Genomic DNA, 26006 nt, shown 5'->3' with positions numbered 1-26006 from the left:
CGATGTGCCGCGCGGATTTTTCTCCCCCTCCGCAGAATTCAGCCGCCGACAGTCTGTTCGATCACGCCGAAGATCGGATGGCGCTTGTCGTCCTCCGCCCAAATGCGGACGACGTCACCCTGCTTGAGGAACGGCGTGACGGGCTTGCCGCCCTGTATGGTTTCGATAGTCCGGACTTCGGCGAGGCAGGAATAGCCGACGCCACCCTCGGCAACCGACTTGCCGGGACCACCATCGGGGCCGCGGTTCGAGACGGTGCCCGAGCCGACGATCGTCCCCGCGCCGAGCTTGCGGGTCTTGGCGGCGTGCGCGACCAGCGTACCGAAATCGAACGTCATGTCCTCGCCGGCCTCGGCGCGACCGAGCGGCTGGCCGTTAAGGTCAACCATCAGTTTGCGGTGCAGCTTGCCGTCCCTCCACCAGTCGCCGAGCGAATCGGGCGTGACGAAAACGGGCGAAAACGCGCTGGCCGGCTTCGACTGGAAGAATCCGAAGCCCTTGCCGAGTTCGCCGGGGATCAGATTGCGCAGGCTTACGTCGTTGGTCAGCCCGACCAGCAGGATCGCCGCCAGCGCCTCGTCGCGACTCGCACCCATCGGCACGTCGCCGGTGACGACGACGACCTCGCCCTCTATGTCGCAGCCCCAGGATTCGTCGGCGAGCGGTATCGGATCGCGCGGCCCCAGGAACCCGTCCGAGCCGCCCTGGTACATCAGCGGATCGTGCCAGAAGCTGTCGGGCATCTCCGCCGCACGCGCCTGTCGCACGAGCGCAACATGATTCACGTAGGCCGAGCCATCCGCCCATTGATACGCACGCGGCAACGGCGACTCGGCGTCATGCTCGTGGAAGCGGCGCATCGGGATCATCTCGTGCTCGAGATCGGTCGACAGGTTCTTGAGGTCGATCGAAAGCCGGTCCCAGTCGTCGAGCGCGGCCTGCAGCGTCGGCGCGATATGGCTCGCATCAGCGTACCAGGCGAGGTCGTTGGAGACGACCACAAGCTTGCCGTCTCGTCCCCGAGTAGCGTCGGGATGCTTCAGGCTGGCCAGTTTCATGGGGCGGATCCTCTATTGTTTGCACGCATCCTACGCCCGCGACGCTGGTCAAGTCGAGCTTGCTGCGCGCATCGAAACTGATTTTGGTAAGAGCGCAGGGAGCGCCGGCCTGCTAGGAATTGGGCTTGCGTAACGGTTGAGGAAGTCGAGCATGCCCAGATACTTCTTCGACATCGACAACCATAAACACGTCAATGACGACGACGGCACCGATTTGGCCGACGACGAGGTGGCGCGTGTCCAGGCGGTCATTTTCGCGGGCGATTATCTTAGCGATCATCCCGCGATCGCGCGCCACGGCGCACATTTTCGTGTCGCGGTCCGCAACGACCAGGGGCATGTGCTGCTCGCCGTCGCGGTCACGATAGACGAACCGGGAAGCCCTCATGCGGGCGCCTCCGGTTCAATACATGCCTGACGCGGGAGTCGACCGGGCGCCGTGCCCTAAGGACATCGGAACACCCCGCAATAATATAACATGGGTTTTGTCAGTCCGCTCAATCCTGGGATAAGGTGCGACATCCGCCAACGCGCTATCCCAGTGAGGGTGACAGCGAGAAACGAGTGCTCCTGCCCTGATGCGGAGAGTGCACGTGGATATGTCCACCGTGACTGAACAGGTTACACGGAAGTTCGAGTCGCGGATGGCGCTGCGTGCGGATGACCGTGCTCAGATCGCTGCGCTGCCGTTCAAGGTGCGGACGATCGATGCGTCGACCTACATGCTGCGCGAAGGCCAACGTCCGACCCGGTGCGCCTTCATCCTTGCTGGTCTCGCTTATCGTCAAAAGCTGACGCCTAATGGCGAGCGCGAGATCGTGTCGATCCTGATGCCCGGCGAGTTCGTCGACCTGCAGAACCTGTTCCTCGATGAATCCGATCACGACATCCAGGCGTTGACCAGACTGACGTTGGCGGAGGTGCCGATCGTGGCGCTGCGTCAATTTATCGAGGCGTGCCCGACCGCGGGTCAGGCCTTGTGGATCGATGCGCTGGTCGAGGCCTCGATCCACCGCGAGTGGCTGCTCAACGTCGGTCGGCGCAACGCGCGCAGCCGGTTGGCGCATCTCCTCTGTGAATTTTCCGTGCGGTTCAAGAAATCGACGCTCGGGGATGCCATGGCCTACGAGTTGCCGATGACTCAGGAACAGCTTGGCGACGCGCTTGGTCTGACCCCCGTGCACGTAAACCGTGTCCTGAAATCGCTCGAGAACGACGGGCTGATCGCGCGCAAGAAGCGGCAGGTAAGCGTGACCGACTGGCCGCGACTGCGCGACGCCGCGGAGTTCAACGAGCGCTATCTGCATCTGGGCCAGATCCGGACCTGACGTCGCCAGGGGTGCAAAAAGGGGCCGAAGGTTGACTTTTCGGCTGTGGTTCGCCAAATGGTGGCCATCGAGGCGTAATGCAGCGTGATTGGACCTTAGGGTCTTAGCTCCGCCTCGGTCGTTTCCAACGGGCTTCCCTTTTCACGCGGGGTGTCAAAACACCACCGCCCCTCGCGCGTCCTTGTGTGGATTCGCGAGCCCGGCATCTATTGAGAGACTCTACATGTCATTTGCAAACCTCGGCCTTGCCGAGCCGCTCGTCCGTGCGCTCGAAGCCAAGGGCTATACCGAGCCGACGCCGATCCAGGCACAGTCGATCCCGATCCTGCTCGAAGGCGGCGATCTGCTCGGCATCGCGCAGACCGGCACCGGCAAGACCGCGGCGTTCGTGCTGCCGTCGATCCAGCGCCTGACCGAAAACCAGAAGCGCGTCCTGCCGACGCATTGCCGCATGCTGGTGCTCGCACCGACGCGCGAACTCGCCAGCCAGATCGCCGACAGCGCGCGCGCTTACGGCCAGTTCAGCAAGATGTCGGTGACGACCGTGTTCGGCGGCACCAGCATCAACAAGAACCGCCAGGACATGAGCCGCGGCGTCGACATCCTCGTCGCCACGCCGGGCCGTCTGATCGATCTGATCGAGCAGGGCTTCGTCAACCTCTCGATGATCGAGATCCTCGTGCTCGACGAAGCCGACCAGATGATGGACCTCGGCTTCATCCACGCGCTGAAGAAGATCGTCCGCATGCTGCCGAAGAAGCGCCAGACGCTGTTCTTCTCGGCAACGATGCCGGTCGCGATCCGCGAGCTCGCGTCGCAGTTCCTGCTCGACCCGAAGACGGTGTCGGTAAAGCCGGCTGCGACGACCGCCGAGCGCGTCGACCAGTATGTCACCTTCTGCAACCAGTCGGAAAAGCAGGCGCTGCTGACGATCACGCTGGCCGATCCTGCCATCGACCGCGCGCTCGTGTTCACGCGTACCAAGCATGGCGCCGACCGCGTCGTGAAGCTGCTCGCCGGCAACGGCATCGCGTCGAACGCGATCCACGGCAACAAGAGCCAGGGCCAGCGCGAGCGCGCACTCGGCGAGTTCAAGCAGGGCAAGGTCAAGGTCCTGATCGCGACCGACATCGCCGCGCGCGGCATCGACGTCTCGGGCGTTTCGCACGTCATCAACTTCGAGCTGCCGAACGTCGCCGAGCAGTATGTCCACCGCATCGGCCGTACCGCGCGTGCGGGCGCCAGCGGCATCGCCGTCGCGTTCTGCGCGGATGACGAGAAGGCCTACCTGCGCGACATCGAGCGGATCACCCGCCAGAAGGTCCAGGTCCGGTCGCTGCCGGACGATTTCGTCAACCTGTCGAACCAGATCAAGCAGACGCGCGTGAAGACGATGGGCGCCGATCCAGAAGTCCGGATTGATCGTCCGCGCGATCCGGCACGGCCGCGGGCGACGCATTCGCCGAGGGCGACCGGTACGACCGGCCGTAACTATGCGGGTGCGAGCCGTGGCGGCCAGGGTGGCGGCGGCGGCCAAGGTGGCGGCGGTCGTCCCCAGGGCGGTGGTCGTCCCGGCGGTCAGGGCGGCGGTCGTCCAGCCGGCGGCGGTGGCCGTGGTCCGAGCCGTGGCGCGGGTTCAGGCCCGGCACGCTAAGGAGCATTCGTTCGCCTCGCGGGTTTGGTGTAGACCGGTCCCGCGAGGAGAATGCTCATGGACGTTTCCACTACACCTGTTGCCGAACGCGTCGCACGCGTGCTGGCGGGACAGCGGATCAGCGCGAATGCCGGCGGCGATGCCGAGTCGGCGTCGCGGTTGATCGACGCGGCGTGGGCGGATTATCTGCCCGATGCGCTGGCGGTGCTGAAGACTCTGCGCGAGCCGGACAAGGCGATGGCTGCGGCGGGCGATCCGGCGGTGTGGGAGGCCATGATCCTTGCGGGGATCAAGGGCGCCAAGCCGGTGACGGTGGTTCTCTAAAAGTTTGTTTCCCCGCGAAGGCGGGGACCCAGTCTGGGCACCCGCCTTCGCGGGTGAACACGCTTGGCGTACGCACACTCAGCACAAGCACTCCACCCCGGCGGAGGCCGGGGCCCAGTTGGCAGGACCAGCGTAACGAAGCGCGTACATCCGTTACAATCGTTTCCCACCTGGGCCCCGGCCTTCGCCGGGGTGGGGTTTGGTTTGCAATAGCTGGAGGGCTGTCAGCGGATCGTCGTCAGCCATTCCGCTTCGTCCGCGCGCTCCGTGCGCAACGCGTTTACCCGAGCGCTCTTGTCCTCATAACCGATCGCCATGCCGCAGAAGAGCATGCGGTCTTCCCGTATCTCGAGAAACGTCCCGACCGTTTCCGGATACATCGCCCAACATTCCTGCGGACAGGTGGCGAGTCCAGCCTCGACCGCGAGCAGCATCAGGTTCTGCAGGTACATGCCGAGATCCGACCATTGCGGCGGCCCCATGCGGCGATCGACCGTGCAGAAATAGGCGGCGGGGGCGCCGAAGAATTCGAAATTGCGGGCGAACCAGTCCCGGCGGGCGGTCTTGTCGTCGCGGGGGATGGCGAGGTGGGCGTACATCGCTTCGCCGACCGCGTAGCGGCGGTCTCGGTAGGGGGCGGTCAGGTCTTTTGGGTAGATGTCGTAGGCTGGGGTTTCGGTGGCGCCGGCAGCGATCTTTTCGGCCATCGTCGCCTTGAGGCGGGCGAGGGGTTCGCCTTGGACGATGGCGATGTGCCAGGGTTGGAGGTTTCCGCCGGTTGCTGCTCGAGACGCTTTTATCGCGAGGTTGCGGAGGAGTGCGGAATCGACCGGGGTGCCTAGGAACCCGCGGACGGAGCGGCGAGCGTCTATCGCTTCGGTCACGTCCATGGTTTCTCCTCTCCAATTCTGTTCTCCTGCGAACGCAGGAGTCCAGGGTCACGAGCGTTTCGCCATGTTACCCTGGATTCCTGCGTTCGCAGGAAAACGGTTGGGCTTGGGCCTTACAGCACGAACCGGCTCAGGTCGGTGTTGCGGGCGATTTCCTTCAGCTGGCTGTCGACGTACGCGCCGTCGATGACGAGGTTCGAGCCGCCGCGGTCCTCGGCGTTGTAGCTTACCTCCTCGAGCAGCTTTTCCATCACCGTCTGCAAACGCCGCGCGCCGATGTTCTCGATCTCGGAGTTCACTTCGGCGGCGATGCGCGCGATTGCGGCAATGCCGTCTTCGGTGAACTCGATGCCGACGCCTTCGGTGGCGATCAGCGCCTTGTATTGCAGCGGCAGCGACGCCTTGGTGTCCGACAGGATCGCGACGAAATCGGCTTCGGTGAGGCCTTTCAGTTCGACGCGGATCGGCAGGCGGCCCTGTAATTCGGGGAGCAAGTCGCTCGGCTTGGCGACGTGGAACGCGCCCGAGGCGATGAAGAGGATGTGGTCGGTCTTCATCGGGCCGTATTTGGTGGCGACGGTGGTGCCTTCGATCAACGGCAGCAGGTCGCGCTGGACGCCCTCGCGGCTGATCGAACCACCGCGGCCGTCGGAGACGGCGATCTTGTCGATCTCGTCGAGGAAGACAATGCCGTTGGCTTCCGCGTCGGCGAGCGCCGCGCGGCTGACCTCGTCCTGGTCGAGGCGCTTGTCGGCCTCTTCCTCGACGAGTTTGTCCCAGGCCGCGTGGACGGTGAGCTTGCGACGCTTGAGTTGCTGGCCGCCGCCGAATGACTTCATCATCTCGCCGAGATTGATCATCTGCGGCGCACCACCGGGGATGTCGAACGGCATCGCCGGGGCCTGCTCGATCTCGATCTCGACTTCGGCATTGTTGAGGTGGCCGTCGAGGAAGCGCTGCTTGAAGCTCTCGCGCGTCGCCTCGCTGGCGTTCTTGCCGGTCAGCGCGTCGAGCAGGCGCGACATCGCCGCCTCTTCCGCCTTGTCCTTGACGGCAACGCGGCGGCGTTCCTTTTCGAGGCGGATGGCTTCCTCGACGAGGTCACGGGCGATCTGTTCGACGTCGCGGCCGACATAGCCGACCTCGGTGAACTTGGTCGCCTCGACCTTCACGAACGGCGCGTCGGCGAGTTTCGCCAGACGGCGGCTGATCTCGGTCTTGCCGCAGCCGGTCGGCCCGATCATCAGGATGTTCTTGGGCGTGACCTCGTCGCGGAGGTCCTCGCTGAGCTGCTGGCGGCGCCAACGATTGCGCATCGCGACGGCGACCGCGCGTTTCGCGGCGGCCTGGCCGATGATATGGGCGTCGAGCGCGGCGACGATGGCCTTGGGGGTGAGCTGGTCGTTCATGGCTTCCAATTCGTCATCCAAGCGAAAGCTGGGATCTCGTGCCGCGAGGGCACGCTCTGAAACGGGGAGACCCCAGCGTGCGCTGGGGTGACGGGATTTAGGCGGCGCGTTTTCGCATCAGGTCGTGCTGTCCATCGTTTCGACCGTGAGGCGGTCGTTGGTGTAGACACAGAGCTCGGACGCGATGTGCATCGCCTTGCGGCACAACACCTCGGCGTCGGTCTCGTATTCGACCAGCGCGCGGGCGGCGGCCAAGGCGTAGTTGCCGCCGGAGCCGATCGCCGCGACGCCGTTCTCGGGCTCGAGCACGTCGCCGTTGCCGGTGAGGATCAGCGTCACGTCCTTGTCGGCGACGATCATCATTGCCTCGAGGTTGCGGAGGAACTTGTCGGTGCGCCAGTCCTTGGCGAGTTCGACCGCGGCACGGAGCAGCTGGCCCTGATGCGCTTCGAGTTTCCGCTCGAGGCGTTCGAACAAGGTGAACGCATCGGCGGTCGCGCCGGCGAACCCACCGATGACGCTGCCGTCACCGAGCCGGCGGACTTTGCGCGCGTTGGGTTTCATGACGGTCTGGCCCATCGAGACCTGGCCGTCGCCGATGACGACGACCTTGCCGCCGCGGCGGACCGAGAGGATGGTGGTGCCGTGCCAGGTCGGCATGGCGTGGGGGTCGTTGCTCATAGCCGCGATGTAGGGTTTGGTTTTGGGGGTGCAACGGTCGGGAAGCGTCCGCCCTCTTCCTTCGTCCTGACTAATTTTCCGTCATCCTGACGAAAGTCAGGACCCAGGGTTTCAAACGGCTCGCCCATGGCTCTGGGTCCTGACTTTCGTCAGGATGACGTATCGGGGACTACCGCCCTTTCCCCCATTCCCGCGCCACCGTGTAGCCGAGATAGCCCGTGCCGAAGAGCGCGTAGAGCGGTTCGGGGATGGCGTTCAGATACGCCGCCATGCCGGCCGCGATCGCCTGCGCCGTTTGCGGGCGGACGGCGGCGAGCAGGCCTGCCGGGATCGCGCCGAGCAGCAATGTGTACATCACGTAGAGGAAGCTCGGGCGGGCACGGGTAATCCAGGGATCCGGCGCCGGATCAGGCGGTTGCGGGGCCATTGGCTGCCTCCAAAAAAAGTGAAGTATAGAAAGTGCAGACGCTGGGAGCGTTTCGCCGACGCGTCTCAGGTGCGGTTCGCGAGCCAGCCGTAGAGGAAGGCTTCGTTGGCCGGCCGGGTCTCGGCGAGCGCGACGTAGCGTTCGCCCTGGAGCGCCTCGATCGCTTTCAGGAGCACGGTTTCGCCGCCAGGTTTGCGGCGGGCGAGGAAGGCTTCGAGCGCGGTCAGCGTCGCGGGGCCGATGCGGCCGTCCAGGATCATGTCGGGGTATTCGGTGGCGCCTCGGTTGAGCGCGTTGAGCGCGCGTTGTAGGAAGGTGGCGGCGACTGCGGGGCCCATGTTGACGCCTGTGTCGAAGAGTTCTTCGGCGATTTTGGGGGCTCGGGGGGCGACCTGGTCGAAGGCTGGGCGGGTCCAGTAGAGGCGGCGGTAGATGTCTTCGGCCTGTGCGCGGGGGAAATTGCGCATGTCTCCGGGGTAGCCGTTGGTGCGGGCTACTTGTTGCGTGATGCCGTATCTGGTGGGGCCGCCTCGATCTGCAGGGTGGTTGGAGTAGCCGCCTTCGCGGTCGATGACGGCGTCGATTAGGTGGTCGATGATCATGAAGTGGGTCCCGCCCTGTTTGGGGGTAGAGCGAACCATATTGGTTCGCTGTAGGACAGGGGATTCTGTGGAGGTCAGGATCTTCGATCCTTCCCCGCCAGGGGGGGGGGGTGGCCGGCACTTGCCGGTCGGAGGGGGAGGACACCCAACGGACGTGATCGCTTGCCTCCCCCTCCGTCACCTTCGGCGCCACCTCCCCCTTGCGGGGAAGGATTACTAGGGCGCGCACCGCCCCGGCGGAGGCCGGGGTCCAATTGGGGGACGGTGCTGACTGAGGGCGGCGCTTCGTTATGTCCGACGTTCCAATTGGGCCCCGGCCTTCGCCGGGGTGGTGCTATGCCGGGGTGGTGCTGTGCTGTGGGGTACCGGGTGTGGTCGCCACCCACCCTCCCCATCCAAACCGACGCTACGTCCGTGCGGGGTTGGCGGATTGGTGCCCCTAAGGCTATGCGCTCCCTTGAACATTCGCCGCGGGCCTTGCCCGCGCCCACCCGGTCGCCGCCGCGGCCGACAGGTTAGGAAGACCATGGAAGACGATTTCCGCAAAGCCGCGCTCGATTATCACCGCTATCCCAAGCCCGGTAAGCTCTCGGTCGAGGCGACCAAGCGGATGGCGACGCAGCGCGATCTGGCGCTAGCTTATTCGCCGGGCGTTGCGGCCGCGTGCGAGGAAATCGCCGCCGATCCCGACAAGGCCCGCGATTACACCGCGCGGGGCAACCTGGTTGCGGTAATCACCAACGGGACCGCGGTGCTCGGGCTCGGCGCGATCGGTGCGCTCGCGTCGAAGCCGGTGATGGAGGGCAAGGCGGTGCTCTTCAAGAAATTCGCCGGGATCGACTGTTTCGACATCGAGATCGACCAGCTCGATCCACAGGCGTTCATCGAAGCGGTCCGCGTGCTCGAGCCGACGTTCGGCGGGATCAATCTCGAGGACATCAAGGCGCCGGAATGCTTCGAGATCGAGACGAAGCTGCGCGAGGTCATGAACATCCCAGTGTTCCACGACGACCAGCACGGCACCGCGATCGTGTGTGCCGCCGCGGTCCGCAACGTGCTCGAACTGCGCGGCAAGCGGCTCGACCAGATGAAGCTGGTGACGTCGGGCGCAGGTGCGGCGGCGCTCGCGACGGTCGACCTGCTGGTGTCGATGGGGCTTAACCCCGAGAACGTGACGCTGACCGATATCGCCGGCGTGGTGCATGCCGATCGCGGCGACGTGATGCCGCCGAACATGGCGCGGTATGCACGCAAGACGAACGCGCGGACCCTGCCGGACGTGCTGGAGGGGGCGGATATCTTCCTCGGGCTGTCGGCGCCGCGCGTGCTGAAGCAGGAATGGCTGCATCTGCTGGCGCCCGATCCGCTGATCCTGGCGCTGGCGAACCCGGAGCCCGAGATCCAGCCGGCGCTGGTGCATGCGACCCGCCCCGATGCGATCATCGCGACCGGGCGTTCGGATTTCCCTAACCAGGTCAACAACGTACTGTGCTTCCCGTTCATCTTCCGTGGCGCACTCGATGTCGGCGCGACCGAGATCAACGAGGCGATGAAGGTGGCGGCGGTCGACGCGATCGCGGCCCTCGCACGCGCGACCGCTTCGGATGTGGTGGTCACAGCATACGGCGGCGCGACGCCGGTGTTCGGGCCGACCTACATCATCCCGAAGCCGTTCGATCCGCGACTGATCCTGCATGTTGCGCCGGCGGTGGCGAAGGCGGCGATGGATTCCGGCGTGGCGACGCGGCCGATCGAGGATTTCGACGCGTATCTGCGCGACCTCGAAGTGTTCGTGTACCGCTCGGGCCAGCTGATGCGGCCGATCTTCGCGCGCGCCAAGCAGGCGGGGCGCTCGATCGCGTATGGCGAGGGCGAGGACCCGCGGACGTTGCGCGCGGTACAGACGGTGATCGACGAGGGCATCGGGCGGCCGGTGCTGATCGGGCGGCGCGAGGTGATCGCCGAGAAGATCGAATCGAGCGGTCTGCGCATGACGATCGGCACGGACGTCGAGGTGCTCGATCCGGCTACCGATCGCGAAGTCTTCGAGCCGCTGCTGGCGGGCTATAGCGCGCTGGTCGGCCGCCGCGGCACGCCGCCGGACAGTGCCGAGCGCGCGCTGCGGACGCGACCCAGCGTCGCCGCGGCGATGCTGCTGCGCGAGGGCCGCGTCGATGCGGCGCTGTGTGGCGGTATCGGCGATTGGTGGACGCAGATGACGTATGTCATGCCGCTGATCCCGCGGATGCCGGGCGTGTCGCGGCTGTATGCGATGTCGGCGGTGATCCTGCGCACCGGCAGCCTGTTCTTCTGCGATACGCACGTGACGGTCGATCCGACCGCCGAGCAGATCGCGGAGATGACGATGCTCGCGGCCGAAGCGGTACGCGCGTTCGCGATCGAGCCGAAGGCGGCGTTGCTGTCGCATTCGAGCTTCGGTGCGTCGCGGTCGCCGTCCGCGCAGAAGATGCGTGCAGGGCATGCGTTGCTGAAGGAGATGGCGCCGGAGTTCGAGTTCGACGGCGAGATGCACGGCGATGCCGCGCTGTCGGAGGCACTTCGGCGGCGGCTGGTCGACGATAGCCCGTTGACCGGCTCGGCGAACCTGCTGGTGATGCCGAACATCGATGCGGCGAACATCGCGGTGTCGTTGTTGTCGGCATCGACCGAATCGGCGCCGCTGGGGCCGATGCTGCTGGGGCTGGCGAAGCCGTTGCAGATGATGGTGCCGAGCGTGACCGCGCGCGGGATCGTGAATTTGAGCGCGATCGCGGTGGGTCATGCGGCAACGGTGAGCGAGACGGCGTAAGGGCGAACGCCATACCAAAGCTGTTCCCCCCGCGAAGGCGGGGGTCCAGGGTAACGGGCGGCAGCGTTCGTTATCCTGGGCTCCCGCGTTCGCGGGAGAACAAGATCCAGCAGATGGTCACCGTATCTCGTCGATGTAAGAAAATGGTCGGAGCGACAGGATTCGAACCTGCGACCCCCACACCCCCAGTGTGGTGCGCTACCAGGCTGCGCTACGCTCCGACCGAACGGGCCGCAAAACGACCCGAGGGGGGCGCACTACGCGGGGTCCGCGCCTGATGCAAGCCCGAACACCGCAGCGATTTCTGCGACGATGTCGGCAGCGGGGTCGGCCGCCATGTCGGATGCGCCCGGTCGCACGGTGCCCACGTCTCATCCTGTGGCGATCTGTTGCGCGCGGTTCCAAGCGATGATAGCGGGCGGACCAATGCGGGCGCGACGCGCGACGTCCGGCCCGACCCATCCTTGCGCCTTCCACGGCCCAGCCAGATACGGACCTTCATGTTCATCTCACCAGCTTTTGCCCAGGCCGCAGACGGCGCCACGACGGCGGGGGGCGGGATCGCCTCGTTCCTGAGCCTCGCGCCGCTCTTCCTCGTGTTCGTCGTGTTCTACTTCCTGATGATCCGCCCGCAGCAAAAGCGCATGAAGGCGCTGCAGGCGTCGGTCGCGGCGGTGAAGAAGAACGACAGCGTCGTCACCTCGGGCGGGATCCTGGGCAAGGTGACCAAGGTCGAGGATAACGTCGTCGAGGTCGAGATCGCGCCGAATGTCCGCGTCCGTGTCGTCAAGGCGACGCTGACCGACATCACCAGCCCGAACACGAAGCCGGCGAACGACTGATGCTCGACTTCCCGCGCTGGAAAATCGGGTCGATCATCGGATTGCTGGCGGCATTGTGCCTGCTGGCGATCCCGAGCTTCCTCCCCGAGAGCACCACGAGCACTTGGGGGCGGATTCCGCATTCCCGGGTGAACCTCGGCCTCGATCTCGCCGGCGGCAGTTATCTGCTGCTCGAGGCGGACACCGCCGACCTCGCCGCGACGCGGATCGAGGCGATGCGCGACAGCGTCGCGGGGACGATGCGCAACGGGACGCCGCGGATCGAGATCGGCGACATTTCGACGCGGGGCGGTCAGCTGAGCTTCCTGCTGCGCGATCCTTCGCAGGTCGATGCGGCCCGCGAGCGCCTGCTGGCGATCACCGGCGGTGGCGCCGGGATGAGCGGCCAGCGCGAATGGGACATCAACGTCGTCGACACGAGCCGGTTCGTGCTCAAGCCGACCGAGGCGGGCCTGACCCAGGCGGTCGACACGGCGATGAACGATGCGACCGAAGTCGTCCGCCGTCGTATCGACGAACTCGGCACCAGGGAGCCGACGATCGTCCGTCAGGGCGCGACCCGGATCGTCGTCCAGGTGCCGGGGCTGAAGAACCCGCAGGCGCTGAAGGACCTGCTCGGCAAGACTGCCAAGCTCGAATTCAAGCTGGTCGACGAGACCGCGAACCCCGCCGATCTGGTCAAGGGTATCGCGCCGATCGGCAGCCAGGTTCTCCCCTATCCCGGCAATCCGCGCGGCGTGCCGTTCATCGCGGTGAAGCGCTCGGTGATCATCTCGGGCGACCAGCTCGCGGATGCGCGCCAGGAGTTCGAGCCGCAGACCAACGCGCCGCAGGTGGCGATCACGTTCAATGCGGTCGGCGGCCGTCGCTTCGCCAAGGTCACGACGGACAATACGGGCAAGCCGTTCGCAATCATCCTCGACAACCAGGTAATCTCCGCACCGAACATCAACGAGCCGATCCTGGGTGGTCGCGCGTCGATCTCGGGCAACTTCACGGTCGAGTCGGCGAACGCGCTGGCGATCACGCTGCGGTCGGGCAAGCTGCCGGTCGCGCTGAAGACGATCGCCGAGAGCACCGTCAGCCCCGATCTCGGCAAGGATTCGATCCGCGCCGGCGTGCTGGCATCGATCGTCGCCGCATTGCTCGTGATCGTGTTCATGTTCGTGACCTATGGTCGGTTCGGCCTGTATGCGAACCTCGCAGTGGTCATCAACATCCTGGTCATCGTCGCGGTCATGGCGATGCTCAAGGCAACGCTGACGCTGCCCGGTATCGCCGGGTTCGTGCTGACGATCGGCACCGCGGTGGATGCCAACGTGCTGATCAACGAGCGTATTCGCGAGGAGCGGCGACGCGGGCGTAGCGTCGTCCAGTCGGTCGAACTCGGCTACAAGGAAGCTAGCCGAACGATCTTCGAGGCCAACGTGACCCACGCCATCACCGGCGTGATCATGCTGTTGCTCGGCTCGGGTCCGGTGAAGGGCTTCGCGGTCGTGCTGCTGATCGGGATCTGCACGTCGGTGTTCACCGCCGTCACGTTCACGCGGATGATGGTCGCGCTGTGGCTGCGGAAGAACCGCCCCACCACGATCAATATTTGAGGCGGGAGATAACCATGCGCCTGCTGAAACTCGTTCCCGACAATACGAACCTGAAGTTCGTCTCGCTCCGTAAATGGGCGTTCGGGCTGACCTTGCTGCTGTCGTTGCTGGCGATCGGACTCGTCGTCACGAAGGGCCTCAACATGGGAGTCGACTTCGTCGGCGGCGTCCTGATCGAGGAGAAGTTCGCGACCGCGCCGTCGATCGACGAAGTTCGGACCGAAGTCGACCGACTCGGCGTCGGCGAGGCCTCGATCCAGTCGTTCAGCGATCCGAAGACGCTGTCGATCCGCCTGCCCGTGCCCGCCGGCGACGAAGGTGCGACCAACCGCCTCGTCAAGAAGGTGTCGGACGACCTCGCGGTGAAGTTTCCCGGCGCGACCTTCTCTAAGTACGACACGATTTCGGGCAAGGTGTCGGACGAGCTGATCAACAAGGGCCTGCTCGCGGTCGGCCTCGCGATCCTCGGCATCGCGCTGTTCGCGGTGGTGCGGTTCGAGTGGCAGTTCGGCGTGTCGACCGTCGTCGCGATCGTCCACGATCTGTTGATGACGCTCGGCTTCTTCGCACTCACGCAGTTCGAGTTCGACCTCAACATCGTCGCGGCGGTGCTGACGATCATCTCGTACTCGATCAACGACAAGATCGTGATCGACGACCGTATCCGCGAGAACATGCGCCGCTACCGGAAGATGGACATGCGCGAGATCATCGACCTGTCGGTGAACGAGACGCTGCCGCGTACCGTGATGACCTCGGTGACGATCCTGCTCGCGCTGGTCGCCATGCTGGTGCTCGGCGGCCACGTGCTGCGCGGGTTCACCGCCGCGATGATCCTGGGTATCGTGGTGGGGACGTATTCGTCGATCTACGTGTCGTCGTCGCTGCTGATCACGCTGGGTCTGCGGGCCGATCCTGCGCCGCGCAAGGGCGGCGTGCAGGACGGTGCCGAGCGGGTTGGTCCCAAGGTCGAGCGTTGATCGCGTCATGAGGATGGACCGCGAGAAGACCGATGGGCCGATGATCTCGGCGATCGGTCGGGCCGGGTTCAAGGTCGACGACGGCTATTATACCGCGTTGTCGATCAGTCCCGAGCGCGCGGATGGCTGGGAGCCGCCGACGTTCGAGGCGCTTGCAGAGTCGGACGTCGCGGCGCTTCTCGCACTCGATCCGCCGCCTGAGTTCCTGTTGCTCGGCACCGGCTCCGCGCTGCGTCAGCCGCCGCTTGCGTTCAAGCGCGCGGTCGAGGCGCGGGGGTTCGGGATCGAGGCTATGGATAGCCGTGCTGCTGCTCGGGCTTGGGCGGTGTTGCGCGGTGAGGGTCGCTGGATCGTCGCGGCGCTGTACCCGCTCGAGGGGTAATCCAGAATTACAATCCTCCCCCACCAGGGGGAGGTGTCGCCGTAGGTGACGGAGGGGGTGGACACGGAACGGCCGTTTCCCCTTTCCTCCCCTCCGTCTGGCGAGGGCCAGCCACCTCTCCCTTTGCGGGAGAAGATCGTTTAGCGGCGTTCTGCGGCTAGCGTCGCAAGGTGATCGTAGAGCGCGGCGGTATTGGCCTCCCAGGTGAACGGCGCCGCGGCCTTGCGCGTTGCTTCGGGCGCCGGCGGGTCTGCGAGCAGCGTGTCGATCGCGGCGGCAAACGCCAGCCCGTCGCGGATCGTGACCCGACCGGCATCGGCGGATTTTACCACCTCATGCGCGCCGCCGGCATCGGTGATGACGATCGGGGTGCCGCAGGCGAGCGACTCGACCCAGGCGTTGGCGAGTCCTTCCGAACTGGAGGCAAGCGCGCTGACGTCGGCGGCGGCAATCAGCTTGGGCAATTCGGCGTGCGGAACGGCGCCGAGCAGTCGAACGCGGTCGGCGATGCCGTAGCGCGCGATCCGGGCATCGAGTGCGGCGCGTTCTGGCCCCTCCCCCGCGATCAGCAACGTGACTCCGGGGAGCGCCGACACCGCATCGATGACGATGTCGTGCCCCTTGCGCGGGATCAACGCGCCGACCGACACGACGAGCGGCCCCGCGATGCCGAGCGCGGTCTTGCCGGCGGTCCGGTCGAGGGGACGGAATCGGTCCTGATCGACACCGGTGTGGTGGACACGGATACGCTCGGCGGGGAGGCCCATCGCGACCATGTCGGCCTTCATCGCCGCGCTGACCGCGAGCATCCCGGCGGCGTCCCGCCCGGCGCTGCGAACGCGCGATGCAGTGGCGGGCGCGGTGCCCCAATGGTGGATATCGGCACCGCGCGCTTTGATCGAAACGGGAACGCCGTAGCGTTTGCCGAGCGCCACCGCAGCGGGTCCGTCCGGGAAGAAGAACGACGCATCGATCACGTCGAACGCAAAATCCTCGCGGATCGCGTCGAGCACCGGAGCAAGCGCGCGGACGAGTTCGGCGGGGTGGCGGCGCCCCTTGAGCAGCGGGCGCACCGCAAAGCGCGGACGATGGACGTCGATGCCTTTCCATCGTTCGCGCGCCGGCAGCGTTGCCAGCCTGGCATAATGACCGATGCGTTTCAGTATGCCGGGGGGGAGGCCGATCGGTGCGACCGCTTTCAGGCTGACGTCGGGATGCGCGGCGAGCCCTAACGTCTGACGCTCAACGAACACGCCGAAATTCGGGCGCGTGGCGTCGGGAAACAGCGTCGAGAGGGTAAGGATGCGGAGCATGTCGCCGCGAGTTTAGGTCCACGGGGGTTAACGGGGGGTGAGGCGATATGCCAACCTTCTCCGGTAACACGCTCCACCCCGGCGGAGGCCGGGGCCCAATTGGGAGGACGGGACTGACTGACCGCTGCCCATCTTTATTTCCACCTATCCAATCGGGCCCCGGCCTTCGCCGGGGTGGTCGCAGTCTGGGATGTGGTGCGCTTCATCGCCTTGTTTCCCCGCGAAGGCGGGGACCCAGACTGGGCTCCCGCCTTCGCGGGAGAACAAGGCAGCAAAGGATACCGCAAACCAAGAGGCGGCGATTAAATCCGCTTCGCCAAAGGATACGCGAACAACACGTCGGCATCCGCGCTCGTCGAGACCGTCTCGCTCCCCGTCATCGTCGCGCACTCGCCGGCCTTGAATGCCACACCCGCGACATCGCCCGAGCCGGTGATCGGGATCACCCAGCCGGTCGTACCCTCGGGCAGATTGACGACATGGTCGCCGCCCTTCCAGCGCTCGAGCACGAACTTCGGCCCCTCGACCATGATCGTCCGGCCGGTTTCGACCTCGATCGGCGGCGCGACGGGGACGTACGGGGTCGGATCGGCAACATCGATGCCGTCCTTCAGGTGCAGTTCGCGATCGCTGCCATAATCATAAAGGCGATATGTGGTCTCGGAATTCTGCTGGACCTCGATCACGGTCAGCCCGCCGCCGATCGCGTGGATCGTGTCCGACGCGCAATACATGAAGTCGCCCGGCTTGACCGGCTTCCAGTCGAGCTTCTCCTCGATCGTGCCGTCGATCGCCGACTGGCGCAGGTCGTCCTTCGAGATCGGCTGCTTCGTACCGACCGCGATGGTCGAGGTCGGCTCGGCGGCGAGAATCGTCCAGCACTCGTCCTTGCCCCGCGGCAGCCCGCGATCATGCGCCTGCTCGTCGTTGGGATGGACCTGCACGGACAGCTTTTCGCTGGTAAACAGATACTTGATCAGCAGATCGGGCGTGGTGTTGCCAGGCTCCTGGAACCAGACTTCGCCGATCGGCGGCGAACCTGGGGCCGGATCCTCGAAACCGGGCCAGAGCGTGTCGCGACCCCAGGGCTTCTCGACGCGGTGGGTGTGCAACAATGTGGCCGGCATGACATGATCCTCGACGTGAATGGCGCTTCGAATGGCGAGCACCAACGCACGACTATTGCCGTGCGATCCGGCTTCAGGAAAGGGGCAAGACCCGCCCGGCGAAAAGGATTGTTCGTGGCTATCCGCTTACGCTAAGGATCACGCCAATGCGTATCACCCAGTCTCGTGCCCTCGCGGTCACGCTCCTCGCCGCGCTTGCGCTCCCCATGGCCGGTTGTGCGGGTGGCCGCGCCGCCAAGGGCGATCTGCCCTATGTCGCGCGCGACGTCGGCACGCTGTATTCGACCGCCAAGGCACGGCTCGATCAGGGGCGTTACAAGGAAGCGGCGCAGCTGTTCGACGAGGTCGAGCGCCAGCATCCCTATTCGATCTGGGCGCGCCGTGCGCAGATCATGTCGGCATTCAGCTATTACCTCGCCAAGGACTATACCGCCTCGATCAGCTCGGCGCAGCGCTTCCTCGCTGTCCATCCCGGCAACCGCGACGCGCCTTACGCCTATTATCTGATCGCGCTCGGCTATTACGAGCAGATCACCGACGTCACGCGCGATCAGAAGATCACGCGCCAGGCGCTCGATTCGCTGGGCGAACTGATGCGCCGCTATCCGAACACGCGCTATGCGTCGGATGCCCGCCTCAAGATCGATTTGGTCAACGACCATCTCGCCGGCAAGGAGATGGAGATCGGGCGGTTCTACGAGACGCGCGGCCAGTGGCTCGCGGCGAACGGCCGGTTCCGCACGGTGGTCGACAAGTTCCAGCAGACCACGCACACGCCCGAGGCGCTGATGCGGCTGACCGAGACGTATCTGCAGCTCGGCGTGCCGATCGAGGCCGAGAAGGCTGCCGCGGTGCTTGGCCGCAACTATCCCGGCACCGACTGGTACGATCACGCCTACAAGCTGATGCAGGAGCATCCGGTCAAGCCGATCGCACCGCTGGCACCGGGCGAGGCAATCATTCCGACCGGGACCGCGGGGACGCCCGGTACCGGCGTGCTGGAGCTTCCCAAGGCGAACGGCAACACCGGTGGTACCGGTGCAGGCAGCGTTTCGAGCCCAGCACCGGTCGGTCCGGGCAGCGCGACGCGGACCGGCCCCGGCAACTGATCGCCGGACCGCCATGAGAACACGGACGTGAGAACAATAGGGGATCATTTTCGCGCGCTGATCGTCTAAGACGCGCACGATGCTGACCGACCTTTCCATTCGCGACGTGGTGCTGATCGAGGCGCTGGATCTAGGATTCGGCGAAGGACTCGGCGTGCTGACCGGCGAGACCGGCGCAGGCAAGTCGATACTGCTCGACGCACTGGGGCTTGCGCTCGGTGGACGCGGCGATAGCGGGCTCGTGCGGCACGGCGCGACGCAGGCCGTCGTCACCGCGACGTTCGACGCCCCTGCCCCCGAATCGCCGCTCGCATTGCTGTTCGACGAGAACGGTCTGGAGATCGAACGCGGCGAGCCGTTGATCGTGAAGCGGATCGTCAAGGCGGATGGCGGCAGTCGCGGGTTCGTCAACGACCAGCCGGCGTCGGCGGGTCTGCTGCGCGAGATGGCGCCACATCTGGTCGAGATTCACGGTCAGCATGACGAGCGTGGGCTGTTGAATGCCCGCGGACATCGCGCGCTTCTCGACATCTTCGGGCGGACCGAGCCAGGCGCTACGGGCAAGGCCTATGCCGGGTTCCGTGCCGCGGAGGCCGAACTGGCGGCGGCGCGCGCGGATATCGAGACCGCGGCGCGCGATCGCGAATGGCTCGAGCATACCGTCGCCGAACTGGATGCGCTGGCGCCGGTCGCTGGCGAGGAAGAGACGTTGGCGGATACCCGGCGGTCGATGCAACGCGCGGAAAAGATCGCCGACGATCTGGCGGCGATCGACGATTTTCTCGAGGGCAAGGACGGCGGGCTGGCGAAGCTGCGCCAGGCGGCGCGCGTGCTGGAGCGGATCGCGGAGGATCATGTCGCGCTGGGCGAGGCACTGGCAGCGGTCGACCGCGCGGTGATCGAAGCGTCGGTCGCCGAAGAACAGTTGCGCGATGCGCGCGCCGAACTCGCCTATGATCCGCGCGCGCTGGAGGATGACGAGGCGCGCCTGTTCGAGTTGCGGGCAATGGCGCGCAAACACCGTGTGCAGCCGGATGATCTTGCGGCGCTGGCGGACGAGATGCGCGCGCGGCTGGAGCGCCTCGATGCGGGCGAAGGCGGCATTGCCGTGCTGGAGGCTCGCGTTGCGTCCGCGCGCAAGGCGTATGACACGGCCTCGGACGCGCTGACAAAGCGGCGGCTGGCGGCGGCCAAGCGGCTCGACGTTGCGGTTGCGGGCGAACTGGCACCGTTGAAGCTCGACGCGGCGCGGTTCCAGACCGTGGTCGCGCCGCTTGGCGAAGAGGGCTGGTCGGCGGCGGGCAAGGACCGCGTCGAGTTCGAGATCTCGACCAATCCGGGTGCACCGTTCGCGGCGCTGACCAAGATCGCATCGGGCGGCGAATTGTCGCGCTTCATCCTCGCGCTGAAAGTGGCGCTGGCGGAAGAGGGCGGCGCGTCGACGATGGTGTTCGACGAGATTGACCGTGGCGTCGGTGGTGCGGTGGCCAGCGCGATCGGCGAACGCTTGGCGCGGCTCGCGCAGAGCACGCAGCTGCTGGTGGTGACGCACAGCCCGCAGGTCGCGGCACGCGGCGCCAAGCACCTGCTGATCGCGAAAAGCAGCGACGGCACGGTCACGCGAACGGGTGTACGCGCCTTGTCCGAAGACGAACGGCGCGAGGAAATCGCCCGGATGCTGTCCGGCGCGCAGATCACCGACGAGGCGCGGGCGCAGGCGGAGCGGTTGCTCGAGCGGGCCTGAGGTCTCGGGCCCTGGCCTGCCGGCTGCGTATCCACTTCGCGCGCCCCACTTGAACACCTCGACCAACGTTTGGAATTAGGGCGTGGCTTGCCGCGGATGCCCCAGATGAATCTTCAACACCGGCACGACGATGTAGTCACCACCCACCTTGCGGATGCCGTGCAGCGCGCGGCTGCCGAAGCCGCCGTCTTCGCGGATCGCGGCGCGGATGGGCGTCTGCTCGGTGTGGATCATGTCGTCGAGCCCCGCCGCGCTGGCGTCCGAGCGCGGCCACAGCGTCTGCTGGACGCGGTCGTCGGCCGACGAATCATCGTTCCAATCATAGCCGATCGCCGGGGCAGGCTTTGGCGAGACATGGGTTTGCTGCGCCATGGCGGGCGTGGCGAGACACAGCGCCGACAAAACAACGGACGCCGTTTTCACCACACGTATCTCTCCTTCCACCCCGGCGGAGGCCGGGGCCCAGCTGGGAAACAGTATTTGGCGAATGCTACGAACCGTTACAACGACCTTGCCTACTGGGCCCCGGGCCTCCGCCGGGGTGGCAGCCCCCAAGCAGCCCGCCCCTTACCTCAATCGCGATAGCTCGGGTCGATCCGGTCGAGTTTCCGCAACAGCGCCGGCCACGCCAGCCCGTCCGCCAGCATCCGCATCCCCGGACCGCTCGACTGGCCCTCGACCTTCTCCGCCACGCCCTGGTTCGGGGTGTTGAGATTCTCACGGCCCGCACTCAGCATCAGCACCTGCGCCTCGCACGCGCGCTCGAGGAAATACATCCGCAGGAACGCCTGCGGGATCGACTCGCCGACGGTCAGCGTGCCGTGGTTGCGCAGGATCATGCTGTGCTTGGTGCCGAGATCCTCGACCAGCCGCTCGCGCTCCTCGAGCTCGGTCGCGATCCCTTCGAAGTCGTGATACGCGACGTCGTGCCCGGCGATCATCGCGGTCTGCGTGTGCGGGAGCAGCCCCTCCGCCATCGCCGACACCGCCTGGCCGTGCGGCGTATGCAGATGCAGCACCGCGACCGCATCCTCGCGCGCGGCATGGACCGCCGAGTGTATCACGAACCCTGCACGGTTCACCGGCGCGGGCGTATCCATGACCTTGTCGCCGTTCACGTCGATCTTGACGAGCGACGACGCGGTGATCTCCTCGAACATGTGCGTATAGGGGTTGATCAGGAAATGATGCTCGGGCCCCGGCACGCGCGCGGACAGATGCGTGAAGATCAGATCGTCCCAGCCATAATGCGCCACCAGACGGTATGCGGCGGCAAGATCAACGCGCAGCGCCCATTCCTCGGGCGAAACGAGGTCGCGTACGGTCGGTTCGGTCCTGAGTGCGGTCGCCATCATCCATCTCCTGTTTTTATGGGCTTAGCATAGCATGGCGCAGGCCCCTGAAATGTCACCAGATTGACAATCCCGGCGATCGGCCGACACTTCTGCGATGTCGTCGATCGATCACGCGCAGCTCGAATCGGACTCCTGGTTCGGTGCGGTGCCGGCCGAGCGGCGCGCGCTGTTGCTGGCGCAGGCGAGCGTGCGTTCTGTCGCGGCGGGGACGCGGTTGTACGGCGTCGGCGACCCGCCCGATGGGCTGTGGGCGGTGCTCGACGGGCAGGTCCGGCTGATCGGCTATCCCGCGGTCGGTGCCGAACTGGTGGTGTTGATGATGGGGCCGGGCACGTGGTTCGGCGAGCTGTCGACGCTCGACGCGGGGCCGAGGCCGCATGATGCGGTCGCATTCGGGCCGGCGCGCGTGCTGCATATCGGGATCGACGCGTTCCGGCGGCTGGCGGGCGCCACGCCCGAACTGTGGTGGGACATCGCGCTGCTGGCGTGTGCGCACCAGCGTGCGTCGCTGGCGTTCATGATGAATACGCTGGCGCAGCCGATTCCGGTGCGATTGGCAAGGACGCTGGGGGGCCTCGCGCGCGCCGCGGGCGGGAGCAGCATCGAACTTCGCCAGGAGGATATCGCCACGATGATCGGCGTGTCGCGGCAGACGCTCAACAAAGCGCTGAAGGCGATGGAACGCGAAGAGGTGATTGCTGTCGAATATGCGCGGATCAGGGTCGTGGATGCGGAAGGGTTGCGTCGGTTGGGTGCGGGGTGAGTCGTCGCGCCTCATGAATAGCACCACCCCGGCGGAGGCCGGGGCCCAATTGGGGGACGGTGATAACGATGCGCATCGCTCCGTTACTGCGGCCTTTCCACTTGGGCCCCGGCCTTCGCCGGGGTGGAGTGAGGCTCTGCGGTCTCCGATCCTCCCCCGCCAGGGGGAGGTGGCTGGCCCTTGCCAGACGGAAGGGGGAGGCACGAGCAACCAGCGTTTTCGGTCCTCCCCCTCCGGCACCTTCGGTGCCCCCCCTTGCGGGGGAGGATCGTTGGCTCCCGTTACAGAACCCCGCTGCCACCCGTGGCCGCAAACGCGCTACCACTCGTAAAGCTGGTCCCCGTCTCCGCCAACGTTACGAACAGTGACGCTAGTTCCGCCGGCTGACCCGCGCGACCCAGCGGCGTGTCTTGCCCGAACTCGCCCATCTTGCCCGGCAGCTGTCCACCCGCGACCTGCAGCGGCGTCCACACCGGGCCCGGCGCGATCATGTTGACACGAATGCCCTTCTTGCCGAGCTGCTTCGCCAGTCCCTTGGTGAAGATCAAGATCGCACCCTTGGTGGTCGCATAGTCGAGCAGTTCTTCGCCCGGATCGACCGAGTTGACCGACCCCGTGTTGATGATCGACGCACCCGGCTTCATCAGCGGGATCGCCGCCTTGCAGAGGTGGAACATCGCATAGACGTTGGTCTTCATCGTGCGATCGAACTGTTCGAAGCTGATCTCTGCGATCGAGGCCTTCGACTGCTGGTACGCGGCGTTGTTGACGAGGATGTCGAGCCCGCCGAGTTCACGCGCGGCGCGTGCGATCAGGTCGTTGCAGAATTTCGCATCGGTCAGGTCGCCGGGGATCAGGACGACCTTCCGCCCCTCGGCACGGAGCAGCTTGGCGACATCCTGCGCATCGGGCTCCTCGGTGGGATAATAGTTGATCGCGACATCGGCACCTTCGCGCGAGAACGCGATGACCGCCGCGCGGCCGATCCCGGAATCGCCGCCGGTGACCAGCGCTTTCCGCCCGGCAAGACGCCCCGAACCGCGATAGCTCGCCTCGCCGCAATCGGGGACGGGGCGCATGTCGCGCTGAAGCGCGGGCCATTTCTGGCGCTGTTCGGGGAAGGGCGTGGAAACGAAGCGCGTCTGCGGATCGGCGAGTGGCGCCTGCCCTTGCGCAAAGGCCGGCGCGGCGGCGGCGGCGAGGCCGGTGACGGCGGCGCCCTTGAACAGGTCTCGGCGGCTGGTGTCTGTCATGATTGCGCTTCCCGGAAAAATTACCTTGCGATGTCAGCGTTTAAGTCACGCGAATGTTCACGCCATGTTGATCCAGGTCTTGTCGAAAGACGCCCCCCTCCCCTAACCCGTCGCAATGACCGACCTTCCCGCGACCGAGACCGAAGCCGCCGCCGAGCTGGAGACGCTCGCCGCGCAGATCGCGTATCATAACGCCCGCTATCATACCGACGACGCGCCCGAGATCAGCGACGCCGACTATGACGCGCTGGTACGGCGCAATTCGGCGATCGAGGCTGCGTTTCCGGGCGCCGTGCGGAGCGATTCCCCGAGCCGGACGGTGGGGGCGGCGCCGGCGGGGCATCTGGCGAAGGTCGCGCATGCCAAGGCGATGATGAGCCTCGACAACGCGTTCGCCGACGAGGAGGTCGAGGAGTTCGTCGCGCGCGTGCGCCGGTTCCTGAAGCTCGCGGACGACGCGACGGTCGCGCTGACCGCAGAGCCGAAGATCGACGGGCTGTCGTGTTCCCTGCGGTATGAAGAGGGGCGCCTCGTGCAGGCGTTGACGCGGGGCGACGGGCAGGTCGGCGAGGACGTGACGGCGAACGTCCGTACGATCGGCGACATCCCCCAACAGTTGAAAGGTGAAGCGCCCGCAATCTTCGAGGTTCGCGGCGAGGTGTATATGGCGAAGGACGATTTCGCTGCGCTCAACGCGCGCCTGCTCGCCGAGGCGGAGGAGACCGGCAAGGACGCGAGGCAGTTCGCCAATCCGCGCAATGCCGCCGCCGGATCGCTGCGCCAGAAGGACGCGAGCGTCACCGCGAGCCGGACGCTCCGGTTCCTCGCGCACGGCTGGGGCGAAGCCAGCGTTGTGCCGGGTGATACCCAGGCCGAGGTGGTCGACACCTTGCGCAACTGGGGCTTTCCGATCGCCGACGGGTTCGCACGGGTCGAAGGAGTGGCAGCGGCGCTCGACGTCTACCGGAAAATCGAAGCCGAGCGCGCCGACCTGCCGTTCGATATCGACGGCGTGGTCTACAAGGTCGACCGGCTCGACTGGCAGGCGCGGCTGGGTCAGGTCGCCAAAGCCCCACGCTGGGCGATCGCGCACAAATTCCCCGCCGAGCGTGCGCAGACCTTGCTCGAGCGGATCGACATCCAGGTCGGCCGCACCGGCGCGATGACCCCCGTTGCGCGCCTCTCTCCCGTGACGGTCGGCGGCGTCGTCGTAACTAACGCGACCCTCCACAATGCCGACGAGATCGAGCGACTCGGCGTTCGGCCTGGCGACCGCGTGCTCGTCCAGCGCGCCGGCGACGTCATCCCACAGATCGTCGAAAATTTGACGCCCGACGCCGAGCGCGAGGCGTATGTCTTCCCGCATGTCTGCCCAGAATGCGGGTCTGCCGCCGAGCGCGAGGAGGGCGAGGTCGTCTATCGCTGCACCGGCGGGCTGATCTGCCCGGCGCAGCGGGTCGAACGGCTTATCCACTTCGCCTCGCGCCATGCGTTCGACATCGGCGGGCTCGGCCAGACGCTGATCGAAGCGTTCTTCCGCGACGGCCTGATCGAATCGCCCGCCGACATCTTCCGCCTGACCGAGGAACAGCTAGCGGCGAGGAAGAAAGACGGGCGCGTGTGGGCGGCGAAGGTCATCGCGGCGATCGAGACCAAGCGGACGATCCCGCTCGACCGCTTCCTGTTCTCGCTCGGCATCCGCCATGTCGGCGAGATTACCGCGCGTGACCTCGCACGACGCTATGTGTCGGCGAAAGCACTCGGCGCGGTGCTGCGGCACGCGGTATTCCTGCGCAGCCAAATCGAGCCGGTGATCGGCGAACCCGAGCGGAAGTTCGTGCTCCGCCGCGATAAGCTGCTGGTCGGCGCGATCGAAACCGCCGGCATCGGCCCCGAGGTCGCGAGCGCGTTGGTCGGCTTCTGCGCCGAGCCGCATAATCGCCACGTGGTGTTCGACCTGTTGCGCGAAGTGAAGCCCGCAGACGTCGTCCACGAGACGCGCGAATCGCCGGTCACCGGCCAGATCCTGGTCTTCACCGGCAGCCTCGAGACGCTCAGTCGCGACGAGGCGAAGGCGCAGGCGGAAGCGCTCGGCGCGCGAGTCGCGGCGTCGGTGTCGAGCAAGACCGGCCTCGTGATCGCGGGTCCGGGGGCGGGCTCCAAGCTGAAGAAAGCCACAGACCTAGGCATCCGCGTCATCACAGAAGCCGAATGGGCGGAGATCGTCGCCGCCAGCTGAGGCGCGCGACACTGCTGGTCGGCGGTTCCATCCTGGCCGAAACGGTTCCACTGCGTGGCTTTTTTGCAACGCGGTATGACCGAGTGTGTCCATGACACTTCCCGACTCGCCAA

Annotated in this window: 23 protein-coding genes, 1 tRNA gene and 1 pseudogene; 13 read left to right on the top strand and 12 right to left on the bottom strand. The window is 66.0% G+C overall.

What is annotated here, in order from left to right:
- Positions 1-38 precede the first annotated feature (38 nt).
- Positions 39-1058, bottom strand: a complete 1020-nt coding sequence (locus C8J40_RS04945; protein WP_132896053.1) for a fumarylacetoacetate hydrolase family protein — start codon at positions 1056-1058, stop codon at positions 39-41.
- Between the two features lie 151 nt (positions 1059-1209).
- Between C8J40_RS04945 and C8J40_RS04940 the strand changes: the two genes are divergently transcribed.
- The 4 genes from C8J40_RS04940 to C8J40_RS04925 all read left to right on the top strand — a co-directional run bounded on the left by C8J40_RS04940 (position 1210) and on the right by C8J40_RS04925 (position 4364).
- Entirely contained in the window at positions 1210-1476 is a 267-nt protein-coding gene (locus C8J40_RS04940; protein WP_132896052.1) for a hypothetical protein, read from the top strand.
- A 181-nt stretch (positions 1477-1657) separates the two neighbouring features.
- Positions 1658-2386 carry a Crp/Fnr family transcriptional regulator gene (locus C8J40_RS04935; RefSeq protein ID WP_132738217.1) on the top strand — a complete coding sequence of 243 codons (729 nt, stop codon included), beginning with the start codon at positions 1658-1660 and terminating at the stop codon, positions 2384-2386.
- Between the two features lie 223 nt (positions 2387-2609).
- Entirely contained in the window at positions 2610-4040 is a 1431-nt protein-coding gene (locus C8J40_RS04930; RefSeq protein WP_132737417.1) for a DEAD/DEAH box helicase, read from the top strand.
- Positions 4041-4097: 57 nt separating this feature from the next.
- Entirely contained in the window at positions 4098-4364 is a 267-nt protein-coding gene (locus C8J40_RS04925) for a hypothetical protein (RefSeq protein ID WP_132896051.1), read from the top strand.
- A 224-nt stretch (positions 4365-4588) separates the two neighbouring features.
- On the opposite strand, the gene C8J40_RS04920 is transcribed toward C8J40_RS04925, so the two are convergent.
- From C8J40_RS04920 to C8J40_RS04900, 5 genes and pseudogenes are all read right to left on the bottom strand, one after another.
- Complete coding sequence (locus tag C8J40_RS04920) at positions 4589-5254, bottom strand: nitroreductase (RefSeq protein ID WP_132896050.1); 666 nt, start codon at positions 5252-5254, stop codon at positions 4589-4591.
- Positions 5255-5367: 113 nt separating this feature from the next.
- Complete coding sequence (gene hslU / locus C8J40_RS04915) at positions 5368-6663, bottom strand: ATP-dependent protease ATPase subunit HslU (protein ID WP_132896049.1); 1296 nt, start codon at positions 6661-6663, stop codon at positions 5368-5370.
- A gap of 117 nt (positions 6664-6780) precedes the next feature.
- Complete coding sequence (gene hslV / locus C8J40_RS04910; protein WP_056053053.1) at positions 6781-7323, bottom strand: ATP-dependent protease subunit HslV; 543 nt, start codon at positions 7321-7323, stop codon at positions 6781-6783.
- Positions 7324-7513: 190 nt separating this feature from the next.
- Positions 7514-7747: pseudogene (locus C8J40_RS04905) on the bottom strand (3TM-type holin); the annotation flags it as partial.
- An 89-nt stretch (positions 7748-7836) separates the two neighbouring features.
- The gene (locus tag C8J40_RS04900; RefSeq protein WP_132896047.1) at positions 7837-8373 is read right to left on the bottom strand and encodes a glycosyl hydrolase 108 family protein; all 537 of its coding nucleotides are present in this window, start codon (positions 8371-8373) and stop codon (positions 7837-7839) included.
- Between the two features lie 526 nt (positions 8374-8899).
- Between C8J40_RS04900 and C8J40_RS04895 the strand changes: the two genes are divergently transcribed.
- Positions 8900-11182, top strand: coding sequence for an NADP-dependent malic enzyme (locus C8J40_RS04895; RefSeq protein ID WP_132737399.1), 2283 nt, complete (start codon positions 8900-8902; stop codon positions 11180-11182).
- Positions 11183-11326: 144 nt separating this feature from the next.
- Here C8J40_RS04895 and C8J40_RS04890 read toward each other — a convergent pair.
- Positions 11327-11403, bottom strand: a tRNA-Pro gene (locus C8J40_RS04890).
- A gap of 279 nt (positions 11404-11682) precedes the next feature.
- Here C8J40_RS04890 and yajC point away from each other — a divergent pair.
- The 4 genes from yajC to C8J40_RS04870 are packed head-to-tail and all read left to right on the top strand — an operon-like array spanning position 11683 to position 14990.
- Entirely contained in the window at positions 11683-12024 is a 342-nt protein-coding gene (gene yajC / locus C8J40_RS04885; RefSeq protein WP_132896046.1) for a preprotein translocase subunit YajC, read from the top strand.
- Complete coding sequence (gene secD / locus C8J40_RS04880; protein ID WP_132896045.1) at positions 12024-13628, top strand: protein translocase subunit SecD; 1605 nt, start codon at positions 12024-12026, stop codon at positions 13626-13628. Before yajC ends, secD begins: the two co-directional genes overlap by 1 nt.
- A 14-nt stretch (positions 13629-13642) precedes the next feature.
- On the top strand, positions 13643-14608 hold the full coding sequence (gene secF, locus C8J40_RS04875) for a protein translocase subunit SecF (protein ID WP_132896044.1): 966 nt from the start codon (positions 13643-13645) through the stop codon (positions 14606-14608).
- Between the two features lie 7 nt (positions 14609-14615).
- The gene (locus tag C8J40_RS04870; protein ID WP_132737390.1) at positions 14616-14990 is read left to right on the top strand and encodes an MTH938/NDUFAF3 family protein; all 375 of its coding nucleotides are present in this window, start codon (positions 14616-14618) and stop codon (positions 14988-14990) included.
- Between the two features lie 140 nt (positions 14991-15130).
- On the opposite strand, the gene C8J40_RS04865 is transcribed toward C8J40_RS04870, so the two are convergent.
- Entirely contained in the window at positions 15131-16303 is a 1173-nt protein-coding gene (locus C8J40_RS04865) for a glycosyltransferase (protein WP_132896043.1), read from the bottom strand.
- Between the two features lie 302 nt (positions 16304-16605).
- On the bottom strand, positions 16606-17430 hold the full coding sequence (locus tag C8J40_RS04860) for a class I mannose-6-phosphate isomerase (RefSeq protein ID WP_132896042.1): 825 nt from the start codon (positions 17428-17430) through the stop codon (positions 16606-16608).
- A gap of 146 nt (positions 17431-17576) precedes the next feature.
- Here C8J40_RS04860 and C8J40_RS04855 point away from each other — a divergent pair, with 146 nt between their 5' ends.
- Entirely contained in the window at positions 17577-18539 is a 963-nt protein-coding gene (locus tag C8J40_RS04855; protein WP_132896041.1) for an outer membrane protein assembly factor BamD, read from the top strand.
- Positions 18540-18618: 79 nt separating this feature from the next.
- Complete coding sequence (gene recN, locus C8J40_RS04850) at positions 18619-20283, top strand: DNA repair protein RecN (RefSeq protein ID WP_132896040.1); 1665 nt, start codon at positions 18619-18621, stop codon at positions 20281-20283.
- 75 nt (positions 20284-20358) lie between these two features.
- On the opposite strand, the gene C8J40_RS04845 is transcribed toward recN, so the two are convergent.
- Together C8J40_RS04845 and C8J40_RS04840 are read right to left on the bottom strand one after the other, a co-directional pair.
- Positions 20359-20706: a hypothetical protein gene (locus tag C8J40_RS04845; RefSeq protein ID WP_132896039.1), complete on the bottom strand. Its 348-nt coding sequence runs from the start codon at positions 20704-20706 to the stop codon at positions 20359-20361.
- A 149-nt stretch (positions 20707-20855) separates the two neighbouring features.
- Positions 20856-21635, bottom strand: coding sequence for a class II aldolase/adducin family protein (locus C8J40_RS04840; protein ID WP_132896259.1), 780 nt, complete (start codon positions 21633-21635; stop codon positions 20856-20858).
- A 97-nt stretch (positions 21636-21732) separates the two neighbouring features.
- On the opposite strand from C8J40_RS04840, the gene C8J40_RS04835 reads away from it, so the two are divergent.
- Entirely contained in the window at positions 21733-22401 is a 669-nt protein-coding gene (locus tag C8J40_RS04835; protein ID WP_132896038.1) for a Crp/Fnr family transcriptional regulator, read from the top strand.
- A 281-nt stretch (positions 22402-22682) separates the two neighbouring features.
- Here the strand turns inward: C8J40_RS04835 and C8J40_RS04830 are convergent, their stop codons facing one another.
- Positions 22683-23654, bottom strand: coding sequence for an SDR family oxidoreductase (locus C8J40_RS04830; RefSeq protein WP_132896037.1), 972 nt, complete (start codon positions 23652-23654; stop codon positions 22683-22685).
- A gap of 115 nt (positions 23655-23769) precedes the next feature.
- Between C8J40_RS04830 and ligA the strand changes: the two genes are divergently transcribed.
- Positions 23770-25893 (top strand): NAD-dependent DNA ligase LigA, encoded by a 2124-nt coding sequence (gene ligA / locus C8J40_RS04825; RefSeq protein ID WP_132896036.1) that lies wholly within the window; start codon positions 23770-23772, stop codon positions 25891-25893.
- Positions 25894-26006 lie beyond the last annotated feature (113 nt).

The organism is Sphingomonas sp. PP-CC-3A-396, assembly GCF_004343105.1.
GTDB lineage: Bacteria > Pseudomonadota > Alphaproteobacteria > Sphingomonadales > Sphingomonadaceae > Sphingomonas.
The sequence above is the reverse complement of the archived record's forward strand: the minus strand, read 5'-3'. Positions and strand labels throughout refer to the sequence as shown.

What these genes read in the sequence shown, in the direction of transcription:
- C8J40_RS04945 (WP_132896053.1), bottom strand. Translation starts at nt 1,058, where the DNA reads ATGAAACTGGCCAGCCTGAAGCATCCCGACGCTACTCGGGGACGAGAC.
- C8J40_RS04940 (WP_132896052.1), top strand. Translation starts at nt 1,210, where the DNA reads ATGCCCAGATACTTCTTCGACATCGACAACCATAAACACGTCAATGAC.
- C8J40_RS04935 (WP_132738217.1), top strand. Translation starts at nt 1,658, where the DNA reads ATGTCCACCGTGACTGAACAGGTTACACGGAAGTTCGAGTCGCGGATG.
- C8J40_RS04930 (WP_132737417.1), top strand. Translation starts at nt 2,610, where the DNA reads ATGTCATTTGCAAACCTCGGCCTTGCCGAGCCGCTCGTCCGTGCGCTC.
- C8J40_RS04925 (WP_132896051.1), top strand. Translation starts at nt 4,098, where the DNA reads ATGGACGTTTCCACTACACCTGTTGCCGAACGCGTCGCACGCGTGCTG.
- C8J40_RS04920 (WP_132896050.1), bottom strand. Translation starts at nt 5,254, where the DNA reads ATGGACGTGACCGAAGCGATAGACGCTCGCCGCTCCGTCCGCGGGTTC.
- hslU (WP_132896049.1), bottom strand. Translation starts at nt 6,663, where the DNA reads ATGAACGACCAGCTCACCCCCAAGGCCATCGTCGCCGCGCTCGACGCC.
- hslV (WP_056053053.1), bottom strand. Translation starts at nt 7,323, where the DNA reads ATGCCGACCTGGCACGGCACCACCATCCTCTCGGTCCGCCGCGGCGGC.
- C8J40_RS04900 (WP_132896047.1), bottom strand. Translation starts at nt 8,373, where the DNA reads ATGATCATCGACCACCTAATCGACGCCGTCATCGACCGCGAAGGCGGC.
- C8J40_RS04895 (WP_132737399.1), top strand. Translation starts at nt 8,900, where the DNA reads ATGGAAGACGATTTCCGCAAAGCCGCGCTCGATTATCACCGCTATCCC.
- yajC (WP_132896046.1), top strand. Translation starts at nt 11,683, where the DNA reads ATGTTCATCTCACCAGCTTTTGCCCAGGCCGCAGACGGCGCCACGACG.
- secD (WP_132896045.1), top strand. Translation starts at nt 12,024, where the DNA reads ATGCTCGACTTCCCGCGCTGGAAAATCGGGTCGATCATCGGATTGCTG.
- secF (WP_132896044.1), top strand. Translation starts at nt 13,643, where the DNA reads ATGCGCCTGCTGAAACTCGTTCCCGACAATACGAACCTGAAGTTCGTC.
- C8J40_RS04870 (WP_132737390.1), top strand. Translation starts at nt 14,616, where the DNA reads ATGAGGATGGACCGCGAGAAGACCGATGGGCCGATGATCTCGGCGATC.
- C8J40_RS04865 (WP_132896043.1), bottom strand. Translation starts at nt 16,303, where the DNA reads ATGCTCCGCATCCTTACCCTCTCGACGCTGTTTCCCGACGCCACGCGC.
- C8J40_RS04860 (WP_132896042.1), bottom strand. Translation starts at nt 17,430, where the DNA reads ATGCCGGCCACATTGTTGCACACCCACCGCGTCGAGAAGCCCTGGGGT.
- C8J40_RS04855 (WP_132896041.1), top strand. Translation starts at nt 17,577, where the DNA reads ATGCGTATCACCCAGTCTCGTGCCCTCGCGGTCACGCTCCTCGCCGCG.
- recN (WP_132896040.1), top strand. Translation starts at nt 18,619, where the DNA reads ATGCTGACCGACCTTTCCATTCGCGACGTGGTGCTGATCGAGGCGCTG.
- C8J40_RS04840 (WP_132896259.1), bottom strand. Translation starts at nt 21,635, where the DNA reads ATGGCGACCGCACTCAGGACCGAACCGACCGTACGCGACCTCGTTTCG.
- C8J40_RS04835 (WP_132896038.1), top strand. Translation starts at nt 21,733, where the DNA reads ATGTCGTCGATCGATCACGCGCAGCTCGAATCGGACTCCTGGTTCGGT.
- C8J40_RS04830 (WP_132896037.1), bottom strand. Translation starts at nt 23,654, where the DNA reads ATGACAGACACCAGCCGCCGAGACCTGTTCAAGGGCGCCGCCGTCACC.
- ligA (WP_132896036.1), top strand. Translation starts at nt 23,770, where the DNA reads ATGACCGACCTTCCCGCGACCGAGACCGAAGCCGCCGCCGAGCTGGAG.